General features: G+C 40.6%; 7 protein-coding genes, 2 tRNA genes and 1 rRNA gene. All 10 read left to right on the forward strand.

The window, feature by feature from the left end; all coding sequences use genetic code 11:
- The gene (gene dnaA / locus BMMGA3_RS00005; RefSeq protein ID WP_003347093.1) at positions 1-1,347 is read left to right on the forward strand and encodes a chromosomal replication initiator protein DnaA; all 1,347 of its coding nucleotides are present in this window, start codon (positions 1-3) and stop codon (positions 1,345-1,347) included.
- Positions 1,348-1,524: 177 nt separating this feature from the next.
- On the forward strand, positions 1,525-2,661 hold the full coding sequence (dnaN, locus tag BMMGA3_RS00010) for a DNA polymerase III subunit beta (protein WP_003347096.1): 1,137 nt from the start codon (positions 1,525-1,527) through the stop codon (positions 2,659-2,661).
- A gap of 191 nt (positions 2,662-2,852) precedes the next feature.
- A complete protein-coding gene (gene yaaA, locus BMMGA3_RS00015) occupies positions 2,853-3,068 on the forward strand; it encodes a S4 domain-containing protein YaaA (protein ID WP_003347098.1) in 216 nt (71 codons plus the stop codon).
- Between the two features lie 18 nt (positions 3,069-3,086).
- Entirely contained in the window at positions 3,087-4,205 is a 1,119-nt protein-coding gene (recF, locus tag BMMGA3_RS00020; RefSeq protein ID WP_003347100.1) for a DNA replication/repair protein RecF, read from the forward strand.
- A gap of 366 nt (positions 4,206-4,571) precedes the next feature.
- Positions 4,572-6,479, forward strand: a complete 1,908-nt coding sequence (gyrB, locus tag BMMGA3_RS00030; RefSeq protein WP_185762563.1) for a DNA topoisomerase (ATP-hydrolyzing) subunit B — start codon at positions 4,572-4,574, stop codon at positions 6,477-6,479.
- A gap of 199 nt (positions 6,480-6,678) precedes the next feature.
- Positions 6,679-9,207 carry a DNA gyrase subunit A gene (gyrA, locus tag BMMGA3_RS00035; protein WP_003347106.1) on the forward strand — a complete coding sequence of 843 codons (2,529 nt, stop codon included), beginning with the start codon at positions 6,679-6,681 and terminating at the stop codon, positions 9,205-9,207.
- Between the two features lie 106 nt (positions 9,208-9,313).
- Positions 9,314-10,405 carry an HD-GYP domain-containing protein gene (locus BMMGA3_RS00040; protein WP_034669177.1) on the forward strand — a complete coding sequence of 364 codons (1,092 nt, stop codon included), beginning with the start codon at positions 9,314-9,316 and terminating at the stop codon, positions 10,403-10,405.
- 255 nt (positions 10,406-10,660) lie between these two features.
- Positions 10,661-12,211 (forward strand): 16S ribosomal RNA (locus BMMGA3_RS00045).
- Between the two features lie 212 nt (positions 12,212-12,423).
- Positions 12,424-12,500: transfer RNA gene (locus BMMGA3_RS00050), tRNA-Ile, on the forward strand.
- A gap of 10 nt (positions 12,501-12,510) precedes the next feature.
- A tRNA-Ala gene (locus BMMGA3_RS00055) sits at positions 12,511-12,586 on the forward strand.
- Positions 12,587-12,616: the final 30 nt, after the last annotated feature.

Raw genomic sequence — 12,616 nt, forward strand, 5'->3', positions numbered from 1 at the left:
TTGGAAAATATTGCGGACCTTTGGAATAAGGCCTTGTCGAATATTGAGAAAAAGATAAGCAAACCAAGTTTTGAAACGTGGCTGAAATCGACAAAAGCCCATTCCCTGCAAGGTGACACTCTTACGATCACAGCCCCAAATGAGTTTGCCCGGGATTGGCTGGAAGAACGATATTCCCAATTAATCTCCGGAATTCTCTATGAAATTACTGGGGAAGAGTTAAGAGTGAAGTTTATTATTCCGCAAAATCAAAGTGAAGAAGATGCTGATCTTAAAGTTCCTCCAAAAAAAACAAAAAAGGATGATGATCAGCCAGATTTTCCACAAAATATGCTAAATCCTAAATACACTTTTGACACATTTGTCATTGGTTCGGGAAACCGTTTCGCCCATGCAGCTTCGCTCGCAGTTGCAGAAGCTCCGGCAAAAGCTTATAACCCGTTATTTATATACGGTGGTGTAGGTCTTGGAAAAACACACTTAATGCATGCAATAGGCCATTATGTTTTAGAACATAATCCGTCCGCAAAGGTCGTTTATTTATCCTCCGAAAAATTCACGAACGAATTTATTAATTCAATTCGTGATAATAAGGCTGGCGATTTTCGCAATAAATATCGAAATGTGGATGTTCTTCTGATAGATGATATTCAATTTCTTGCCGGAAAAGAACAAACTCAAGAGGAATTTTTCCATACGTTTAATACTCTTCATGAGGAAAGCAAACAAATTGTTATTTCGAGTGACCGGCCGCCAAAAGAAATACCGACTCTTGAAGACAGATTGCGATCCCGTTTTGAATGGGGACTAATCACTGATATTACCCCTCCTGACCTAGAAACTAGGATTGCAATTTTGCGGAAAAAGGCGAAGGCAGAGGGATTAGATATCCCAAATGAAGTTATGCTTTATATAGCAAATCAAATTGATTCAAACATACGTGAACTTGAAGGGGCGCTAATTAGGGTTGTTGCCTATTCATCCCTCATAAACAAAGATATTAATGCCGACCTTGCAGCTGAGGCTTTGAAAGACATAATACCAAGCTCTAAACCAAAAGTGATTACTATTCATGATATTCAAAAAGCGGTGGGCGAGCATTTTAATGTCAAACTGGAAGATTTTAAAGCAAAGAAAAGAACGAAATCAGTTGCGTTTCCAAGACAAATTGCCATGTATTTATCAAGGGAACTGACCGATTTCTCCTTGCCGAAAATTGGAGAGGAATTTGGTGGAAGAGATCATACAACAGTCATCCATGCTCATGAAAAAATTTCAAAACTGCTTGAGACAGATGCAACGCTTCAAAAACAGATAAAAGAGATTCACGAAATGTTAAAAGTTTAATAATGTGTATAACTTTCATTAACTTACACACAGTCTATCCACATGTGGATAGACTGTGTTTCCTTTAATAATCGAAGTTATCCACATATAAACAAGTCCTACTATTACTTCTATTATTTTTTAAGAAAAATAATAATAAAAAAATAGTATAAAAATGCCGAAACGGAGGATTAACAAATGAAATTTATAATCCAACGCGATCGTCTTGTTCAAAGCGTGCAAGATGTTATGAAAGCAATTGCTTCAAGAACAACAATTCCTATTCTTACAGGAATTAAAATTGTGGCAACTGAAAAAGGAGTAACTCTTACAGGAAGCGATTCAGATATTTCTATTGAATCTTTTATTCCGAAAGAAGAAGATGGTAATGAACTTGTTGAAATTAAAGAGCCCGGAGCGATTGTTTTACAAGCTCGTTTTTTCAGTGAAATTGTTAAAAAATTGCCGACTGAAACTGTTGATATCGAAGTTCAAAACCATTTACAAACCGTTATTCGTTCCGGAAAATCTGAATTTAATTTACATGGGTTAGATGCAGAAGAATATCCACATCTTCCGCAAATTAAAGAAGAAAATGTGTTTAGGATTCCTACAGACCTATTAAAAATGATGATTCGGCAAACTGTTTTTGCAGTGTCCACTTCAGAAACACGCCCAATTTTGACAGGTGTCAACTGGAAGATTGAAAATAACGAATTGACTTGTATTGCAACAGATAGCCATCGTCTTGCTTTAAGAAAAGCACAAATCGAAACAGAAAATAATGAATCATATAATGTTGTAATCCCTGGAAAAAGCTTAAACGAATTAAGCAAGATTCTTGATGATAGCAATGACCCAATTGATATTGTTATTACTGAAAATCAGGTACTATTTAAAGCGAAGCATTTACTATTCTTCTCACGCTTGCTGGAAGGAAACTATCCAGATACTTCCCGTTTAATCCCTACGGACAGCAAGACAGATGTAGTTGTAAATTTAAAAGAATTTTTACAGGCAATTGACCGTGCAGCATTATTAGCCCGTGACGACAGAAACAATGTCGTTAAGTTCTCAACGTTCGAAAGCCAATTGATTGAAATATCCTCCAATACTCCTGAAATCGGAAAAGTCGTTGAAGAAGTACAGGCTCAATCAATTGATGGAGAAGAATTGAAAATTTCCTTTAGTGCAAAATATATGATGGATGCTCTAAAAACGTTAGAAGGTACGGAAATTAAAATCAGCTTTACCGGAGCAATGCGCCCATTCTTAATTCGCCCAATAAATGATGATTCCATCCTGCAATTAATCTTGCCGGTTAGAACATATTAGAAAAATTTTAAAGCCGCCAGCCAACTGGTGGCTTTTTTATTATGAAAGCAATTCCGCAATATTAAAATTGAGACAATGAAACCTATTTCCATAATATGGTTGATAGTTTATAACTTATGCTTGTTTTTTGTGTAAAATAATTTTTTTTAGTAAAATAAAATATTAGATACAATTGCCGAAAGAGTGAAATGATGTTGAAAGAAATCAAAATTGAAACGGAATTTATTACATTAAGCCAATTTTTAAAGTTGGCTGATATCATACAGACCGGCGGAATGGCAAAATGGTTTTTAAGTGAACATGAAGTATACGTGAATGGTGAACAAGATCAAAGAAGAGGACGAAAATTAAGAGCAGGAGATGAAATAAATATACCAAATTTCGGAATATTCATCATAAAGCATTGATCAAAGGATGAAACGTAAATGTTTATTGAGGAGCTGTCTTTGAAAAATTATCGGAATTATGAGGAACTCGAAGCCCAATTTGAAAATAAAGTAAATGTTATTCTTGGTGAAAATGCCCAAGGGAAAACAAACGTTATGGAATCTATTTATGTATTGGCAATGGCCAAATCGCATCGCACCTCAAAAGATAAAGATCTTATTCGCTGGGATCAGGATTATGCTAAAATAGAAGGTAGGGTAAAGAAAAATCATGGTTCCCTGCCTATTCATTTGGTGATTTCCAAAAAAGGGAAAAAAGCAAAAGTAAACCATATCGAACAGCAAAAACTCAGCCAATATATTGGAAATATGAATGTTGTAATGTTTGCGCCTGAAGATCTCCATCTTGTAAAAGGGAACCCTCAAGTAAGGCGTCGTTTTATTGATATGGAAATTGGTCAAGTTTCAGCTGTTTACTTACATGAAATGAGCCAATATCAAAAAATATTACAACAGCGCAATCATTATTTAAAACTTTTGCAAACCCGAAAGCAAAACGATCAGGCGATTCTTGAAATACTGACGGAGCAATTTATTGGAATAGCGGTTCGGATTATCAAAAAGCGTTTCGAGTTTTTACAGCTTCTTCAAAACTGGGCAATGCCGATCCATAAAGGGATTTCAAGAGGGCTGGAAACGTTAAAAATTGAGTATAAACCATCGGTTGAAGTATCAGAAGACCAAGATTTGTCGAAAATGATAAAAGTATTTGAAGATAAATTTTTAAAAGTCAAAAATCGGGAAATAGAACGCGGAGTTTCACAGTTTGGTCCCCATCGGGATGACCTTCTTTTTTTTGTAAATGGCAGGGATGTACAAACATTTGGTTCGCAAGGACAGCAGCGGACAACAGCCCTGTCTGTGAAATTGGCAGAAATAGAGCTCATTCATTCGGAGATTGGCGAATATCCAATCTTGCTGTTGGATGATGTTCTCTCTGAGTTGGATAATTACCGCCAATCTCATTTGTTAAATACCATTCAAGGCAAGGTTCAGACGTTTGTTACAACGACAAGTGTTGATGGAATTGACCATCAAACTTTAAAAGAAGCTTCCACCTACAAAGTAGAAGCCGGGGTCATGAAACGGGTTCAATGAGGTGAGAAAATGTATCTGCATGCAGGAGAAAATATTCTTGTTAGAACGAAGGATATTATTGCAATTCTTGACAGAGAAAGCGTAAAATCCTGGCCTTAGGTGCAAGAGTTAATTGAAGAGCAGATGGAGCGAGTGATCGACTTCTCAAAAGGTTCTTTTTAATAATTCGTATTCACTTGTGAAAATATTTATTTTTCTCTTCTCGCCTCAAGGACATTGAAGAAAAAGTCCAGAGTGCTATCGATACAACAATAATTATTTTTATCTATATTCACTGACTTGTCCAACAGGCAAGTTTTTATAGAGGAAATCGAGAGTATGCAAATGAAAGTGTAGGTGATCGATGTGGCTATGGAGCATAATGCGATGGAAGAGCAAACGTATGATGCAAATCAGATACAAGTATTAGAAGGTCTTGAGGCTGTACGTAAGCGGCCGGGGATGTACATTGGATCAACAAGTGCAAAAGGCCTTCACCATCTTGTATGGGAAATTGTCGATAATAGCATTGACGAAGCATTGGCTGGTTATTGTACGGAAATTAATGTCACAATTGAAAAAGATAACAGTATCACCGTTGTAGATAACGGCCGCGGAATCCCTGTTGGCATCCAAGAAAAAATGGGCAGGCCTGCCGTTGAAGTTATTTTGACTGTGCTTCATGCCGGAGGAAAATTTGGCGGCGGCGGATATAAAGTATCTGGGGGACTCCATGGCGTTGGTGCTTCAGTTGTTAATGCCCTTTCTACTGAACTTGAAGTATTTGTTCATCGTGACGGTAAGATTCATTATCAGAAATATGAGCGCGGAGTACCCTGTGAAGATTTAAAAGTGATCGGGGAGACTGACCGGACTGGTACGACCATTCGTTTTAAACCGGACGGAGAAATTTTTACTGAAACGCTTGAATTTGATTATGAAACGCTGGCTAATCGTTTGCGAGAGCTTGCGTTTTTAAATCGCGGAATAAGAATCACAATTGAAGATAAACGCGTTGAAAATAAAAGAAATGAATATTATTACGAAGGCGGAATTAAATCATACGTTGAGCATTTAAACCGTACAAGAGAAGTCCTTCATGAAGAACCAATTTACATGGAGGGGGAAAAAGATGGTATTACTGTTGAAGTTGCCCTCCAATATAATGATGGCTTTACAAGCAATATTTATTCTTTTGCCAATAATATTCACACATATGAAGGCGGTACCCATGAGTCCGGTTTTAAAACAGCTTTAACGAGAGTGATAAATGATTATGCTAGAAAGTATGGAATCATTAAAGAAAACGATGCGAACCTTTCAGGGGAAGATGTGCGTGAAGGTTTGACAGCGATTGTCTCCATAAAACATCCAGATCCGCAATTTGAAGGGCAAACAAAAACCAAGCTTGGAAATTCGGAAGTTCGTGCCGTTACGGATACTATTTTTGCCGAAAACTTTGAAACATTTTTATTAGAAAACCCTTCCGTTGCCCGCAAAATTGTTGAAAAAGGACTAATGGCTGCAAGAGCTAGACTAGCAGCTAAAAAGGCCCGTGAGTTAACAAGACGCAAAAATGCATTGGATGTATCTAGCCTGCCGGGGAAACTGGCCGATTGCTCGTCGAAAGACCCTTCGATCAGTGAACTATATGTGGTAGAGGGTGATTCTGCGGGCGGTTCGGCAAAACAAGGACGTGACCGCCATTTCCAGGCTATATTGCCGTTGCGAGGAAAAATTTTGAATGTAGAAAAAGCAAGGCTTGATAAAATTCTTTCCAACAATGAAGTAAGAGCGATTATTACTGCTATCGGAACAGGAATCGGCGAAGATTTTGATATATCAAAAGCCCGTTACCATAAAATTGTGATCATGACAGATGCGGATGTTGATGGTGCTCATATTCGTACACTATTATTAACCTTTTTCTATCGGTATATGAGAAAAATTTTAGAAGCCGGTTACGTATACATTGCGCAGCCGCCTTTATATAAAATCCAGCAGGGAAAACGGATTGAGTACGCTTATAACGATCGACAGCTAGAAGAAATTTTATCTGAATTACCGTCACAGCCAAAACCGGGCATACAGCGTTATAAGGGTCTTGGAGAAATGAATCCGGAGCAGCTTTGGGAAACTACGATGAATCCTGAAACCCGTACTCTGCTCCAGGTCAGTCTTGAAGACGCGATTGAAGCAGATGAAACGTTTGAAATATTAATGGGTGATAAAGTAGAACCGAGACGCCAATTCATCGAAGAAAATGCTATTTATGTAAAGAATTTAGATATATAACATTTCAGGATAGAGGGGTTTCCGTCTATCCTGATTTTCTTCATTTTTAAGTAGAATCGGTCATGCTGCTTTCATAAGTTTCATGGTCAAGAAATACAGGTGCTAGTTTTTTGGCCGTCTCCAGCGCTTGTCGGGCCTGATCAAGGCTCTTTCACTTTTCTTACTTGCATCGTTGTCTTTAAAAGGAGGTTTCTCTCATATGGCTGAAACGCCTAATTCCCGTGTAAAAGAAATCAATATAAGCCAGGAAATGCGGTCATCATTCTTAGATTATGCGATGAGCGTTATTGTTTCACGCGCCCTTCCAGATGTTCGCGACGGTTTAAAACCCGTTCACCGCAGAATTTTATTTGCGATGCATGATCTTGGAATGCATGCGGACAAACCGTACAAAAAATCAGCCCGTATCGTCGGGGAAGTAATCGGAAAATACCATCCTCATGGCGACTCGGCTGTTTATGACTCGATGGTGCGGATGGCACAGGATTTTAACTACCGGTATATGCTTGTCGATGGTCATGGTAATTTCGGATCAGTGGACGGAGACGCTGCGGCAGCAATGCGTTATACGGAAGCGAGAATGTCCAAAATTTCGATGGAATTGCTTCGGGATATTAACAAAGATACGATTGACTACCAGGATAACTATGATGGTTCGGAAAAAGAACCGGTTGTTTTACCTTCCCGCTTTCCGAATCTTCTTGTGAACGGTGCTTCCGGAATTGCTGTCGGAATGGCAACGAACATTCCTCCTCACCAGCTTGGAGAAGTAATTGACGGGGTGTTAGCTTTAAGTAAAGATCCTGATATAACAATTCAAGAGCTTATGGAAGTCATTCCAGGACCGGATTTTCCGACTGCAGGTCTGATTCTCGGTAAAAGAGGAATCCGTAAAGCTTATGAAACAGGAAGAGGTTCCATCACTCTCCGGGCAAGAGTCGAAATTGAACAGAAATCTAATGGCAAAGAAGTTATTATTGTCAAAGAACTTCCTTACCAGGTGAATAAAGCGAAACTGATTGAAAAGATTGCGGAACTTGTCCGCGATAAAAAAATCGACGGTATTTCTGACTTGCGGGATGAATCAGACCGAAACGGAATGCGCATTGTTATCGAAGTCAGAAAAGACGCAAATGCAAATGTATTACTAAATAACTTGTACAAACAAACAGCATTGCAAACGAGTTTTGGCATTAACATGCTTGCATTAGTTGACGGACAGCCGAAAGTTTTGAATTTAAAACAATGCCTGCAGCATTACTTAGACCATCAAAAGGTTGTCATCCGCCGCAGAACAGAATTTGAGCTTCGTAAAGCAGAGGCGCGCGCCCATATTTTAGAAGGTTTGCGCATTGCCCTTGATCACCTTGACGAAGTGATTACTTTGATTCGTAATTCGCAAACGACTGATATCGCACGTGAAGGCTTGATGACACGATTTAATTTATCTGAAAAACAAGCACAAGCGATTTTGGATATGCGCCTACAGCGCTTAACCGGATTAGAACGCGAAAAAATTGAAGAAGAATATCAAAGCCTTGTTAAACTTATTGCCGAATTAAAAGCGATCCTTGCAGACGAAGAAAAGGTACTTGAAATTATTCGTGAAGAGCTAAGTGAAATTAAAGAACGATTCAATGATGAGCGCCGCACGGAAATCGTTGCCGGCGGAATCGAATTCATTGAAGATGAAGACTTAATCCCGCGTGAAAATGTTGTAATTACATTAACCCATAATGGTTATATTAAACGTCTTCCTGTATCAACCTATCGTGCCCAGAAGCGCGGCGGCCGGGGAATTCAAGGTATGGGAACGAATGAAGATGACTTTGTAGAGCATCTCATCACAACATCTACACACGATACGATTCTTTTCTTTACGAACAAAGGGAAAGTGTATCGTGCTAAAGGGTACGAAATTCCGGAGTTCAGCCGGACAGCAAAAGGAATCCCTATCGTCAACCTTCTGGAAGTCGATAAAGACGAATGGATTAACGCAATTATTCCTGTTGAAGAATTTGACGATAACTGGTTCTTATTCTTCACAACAAAAGAGGGAATATCTAAACGCTCTCCGCTGTCTTCATTTGCTCATATTAGAAACAATGGGTTAATTGCTTTAAACCTCCGTGAAGGAGATGAGTTAATCTCTGTAAGATTAACAGACGGCAGCAAACATATTATTATCGGAACGAAAAACGGCATGCTGATTCGCTTCCCTGAGACAGATGTCCGCTCAATGGGCCGGACTGCCACAGGCGTAAAAGGCATTAGCCTTGATGAAGGCGACGAGGTCATTGGAATGGAAGTTTTAGAAGAGAATAACGATATCTTAATTGTAACGAAAAACGGCTACGGGAAACGTACACCTGCCTCTGAATACCGTGTTCAGGGCAGAGGCGGCAAAGGAATTAAGACTTGCAATATAACCGAGAAAAATGGAAACCTTGTAGCGATGAAGGCAGTAACCGGTGAAGAAGATCTCATGCTGATCACGACAGGTGGTGTATTAATTCGCATAGATGTGGGTGGTATTTCGGTCATGGGTCGAAATACCCAAGGAGTTAAACTTATTCGTTTAGAAGAAGATGAAAACGAATATGTAGCAACCGTTGCCAAAGTGGAAAAGGAAGAAGAAAAAGAAGATGATGCGGTTGCAGAAGAAAGCAGCGCAATTGAATCCGAGGATAAGGAAAGTACTTCTGTTGAACATGATGAACAAGAATAAGCATGAGAGTAAGAGGAACGCAAATTTGTGTTCCTCTTTTTTGGTAAAATCATGTAAAATATAGTCAAAAAGACTTAAATTGCCGGGGTGGATTCAGTTGCGCGTAATGGTGAAAGAACTTCAGGAAGGCTGTATCTTGTCTGCGGATGTATACAGTAAAACGAACTGTCCAATCATGAAAAAAAACACTGTCTTAAACAACGAATTAATTAACATTTTAAAATTATTTTTAATTCATGATGTATATGTAGAAAAAACGCTAATAAATGGCATGCCCTTTACACCAATTGAAGTCCTGGAAGATCTGCCTGATTCAAAGGAGAAATCTGAACAAGCGGCATTGCGTTTAAGCGATATGTTTTTAAGGGCCGTAAAAGAGTACAAAAGAGAGTTCAAATCTTGGCAAGCAGGATTGCCGATAAATATTTCACGAATCAGGGAAATCATTTTACCGTTAATTGAAAAAGCGGAAACTTCAATATCTGAAATTTTTACACTTCATCATTTTTCAACAAAAGATGATTATATTTATCAGCACCCCGTGGCTGTTGCAATTTTGTCTGCGTTTATCGCTAAAAAATTGAATTACAATAAGGGGGATATTGTTCAAATTGCTCTTGCAGGATGTTTAGCTGATTGTGGCATGGCGAAATTAAGCAATGCTATTTTATTTAAAAAAACTTCTTTAACGGTCAATGAATTTGAAGAAATAAAAAAACACCCTACACTTAGCTACAAGATGGTTCAAAAAGTTTCTCTATTAAGAGATAGTACAAAATTAGCCATTGCTCAGCATCATGAAAGATTAGACGGAAGCGGTTATCCATTTGGTGAAAAAGGAAATAAAATTCATTTTTTCGCGAAAATTATCGGTACTGCTGATACTTTTCATGCGATGACCTCTGAACGCTTGTACAGAAGCAAACAACCGCCTTTTAAAGTTCTGGAAATGATGTCAGAAGATCAATTTGGGAAATTTGATCCCGTCATATTAAAAGCACTCATGTCAGGGATTATGAATTTTTCAAACGGAAGTAAAGTAATATTATCGGACGGTCAGGTAGGTAAAATTTTATTTATGGATGAAAAAGCTCCGACCCGTCCTTTAATTCAATTATTAAATTCAAATGAAATTATTGATTTAGGAAAGCATCGTCACTTATTTATTAACGAAGTTTTAACTGAAGCCATCCGATAGTGGTTGGTTTCAGTTATGATTAGGAACATAAATAAATTTTTTATAAAAAATATATTGACGATCCTATTTTATGATGTTAATATATAAATCGTTGTCGCCAATAATGCGATAACAAAAAGATACAAAAATGTTGACATAACATTTTGAGAATGTTATATTAATAAAGTCGCCTACAAGCGACAACTTAAATTGTTCCTTGAAAACTGAACAAACAAAAGCGTCAACGTTAATTATTTTATGAGCATATCTTACTCTTTTTTGGAGAGTTTGATCCTGGCTCAGGACGAACGCTGGCGGCGTGCCTAATACATGCAAGTCGAGCGGACTGATGGGAGCTTGCTCCCTGAAGTCAGCGGCGGACGGGTGAGTAACACGTGGGCAACCTGCCTGTAAGACCGGGATAACTTCGGGAAACCGGAGCTAATACCGGATAATCCTCTTTCCCGCATGGGAAAGAGCTGAAAGATGGCTTCGGCTATCACTTACAGATGGGCCCGCGGCGCATTAGCTAGTTGGTGAGGTAACGGCTCACCAAGGCGACGATGCGTAGCCGACCTGAGAGGGTGATCGGCCACACTGGGACTGAGACACGGCCCAGACTCCTACGGGAGGCAGCAGTAGGGAATCTTCCGCAATGGACGAAAGTCTGACGGAGCAACGCCGCGTGAGCGAAGAAGGCCTTCGGGTCGTAAAGCTCTGTTGTCAGGGAAGAACAAGTACCGTTCGAATAGGGCGGTGCCTTGACGGTACCTGACCAGAAAGCCACGGCTAACTACGTGCCAGCAGCCGCGGTAATACGTAGGTGGCAAGCGTTGTCCGGAATTATTGGGCGTAAAGCGCGCGCAGGCGGTTCCTTAAGTCTGATGTGAAAGCCCACGGCTCAACCGTGGAGGGTCATTGGAAACTGGGGAACTTGAGTGCAGAAGAGGAGAGCGGAATTCCACGTGTAGCGGTGAAATGCGTAGAGATGTGGAGGAACACCAGTGGCGAAGGCGGCTCTCTGGTCTGTAACTGACGCTGAGGCGCGAAAGCGTGGGGAGCGAACAGGATTAGATACCCTGGTAGTCCACGCCGTAAACGATGAGTGCTAAGTGTTAGAGGGTTTCCGCCCTTTAGTGCTGCAGCTAACGCATTAAGCACTCCGCCTGGGGAGTACGGCCGCAAGGCTGAAACTCAAAGGAATTGACGGGGGCCCGCACAAGCGGTGGAGCATGTGGTTTAATTCGAAGCAACGCGAAGAACCTTACCAGGTCTTGACATCCTCTGACAATCCTGGAGACAGGACGTTCCCCTTCGGGGGACAGAGTGACAGGTGGTGCATGGTTGTCGTCAGCTCGTGTCGTGAGATGTTGGGTTAAGTCCCGCAACGAGCGCAACCCTTGACCTTAGTTGCCAGCATTCAGTTGGGCACTCTAAGGTGACTGCCGGTGACAAACCGGAGGAAGGTGGGGATGACGTCAAATCATCATGCCCCTTATGACCTGGGCTACACACGTGCTACAATGGATGGTACAAAGGGCTGCGATGCCGCGAGGCTGAGCCAATCCCAAAAAACCATTCTCAGTTCGGATTGCAGGCTGCAACTCGCCTGCATGAAGCCGGAATCGCTAGTAATCGCGGATCAGCATGCCGCGGTGAATACGTTCCCGGGCCTTGTACACACCGCCCGTCACACCACGAGAGTCTGTAACACCCGAAGTCGGTGAGGTAACCGCAAGGAGCCAGCCGCCTAAGGTGGGACAGATGATTGGGGTGAAGTCGTAACAAGGTAGCCGTATCGGAAGGTGCGGCTGGATCACCTCCTTTCTAAGGATTATACGAAAAGCGAAGGCGACTGGTTAGCCTCGACAAGCGCTGGAGCTTCTGGCAGAAAAGTCCAAAAGACTTTGACAGAAGAAGCGAAGCGACTCGAGAGGCTAGGAGCCGTAGCTAGACATAACAACAGAATAGTTGATCGCTTTTGTTTGTTTAGTTTTGAGGGAACAATTCCTTCAATGAAATATAATTATCTGTTATGTGGGCCTATAGCTCAGCTGGTTAGAGCGCACGCCTGATAAGCGTGAGGTCGATGGTTCAAGTCCATTTAGGCCCACCATCTTAATAACGGGGCCTTAGCTCAGCTGGGAGAGCGCCTGCTTTGCACGCAGGAGGTCAGCGGTTCGATCCCGCTAGGCTCCACCAATTCGTTCTTTGAAAACTAGATAATGTGAA

This window comes from Bacillus methanolicus MGA3, assembly GCF_000724485.1.
Classification (GTDB): domain Bacteria; phylum Bacillota; class Bacilli; order Bacillales; family Cytobacillaceae; genus Bacillus_Z; species Bacillus_Z methanolicus_A.

Bases quoted from the DNA above. Each gene is read 5' to 3' on its own strand.
- gyrB (WP_185762563.1), top strand. From the start codon at position 4,572: ATGGAAGAGCAAACGTATGATGCAAATCAGATACAAGTATTAGAAGGT.
- gyrA (WP_003347106.1), top strand. From the start codon at position 6,679: ATGGCTGAAACGCCTAATTCCCGTGTAAAAGAAATCAATATAAGCCAG.
- dnaN (WP_003347096.1), top strand. From the start codon at position 1,525: ATGAAATTTATAATCCAACGCGATCGTCTTGTTCAAAGCGTGCAAGAT.
- recF (WP_003347100.1), top strand. From the start codon at position 3,087: ATGTTTATTGAGGAGCTGTCTTTGAAAAATTATCGGAATTATGAGGAA.
- BMMGA3_RS00040 (WP_034669177.1), top strand. From the start codon at position 9,314: ATGGTGAAAGAACTTCAGGAAGGCTGTATCTTGTCTGCGGATGTATAC.
- yaaA (WP_003347098.1), top strand. From the start codon at position 2,853: ATGTTGAAAGAAATCAAAATTGAAACGGAATTTATTACATTAAGCCAA.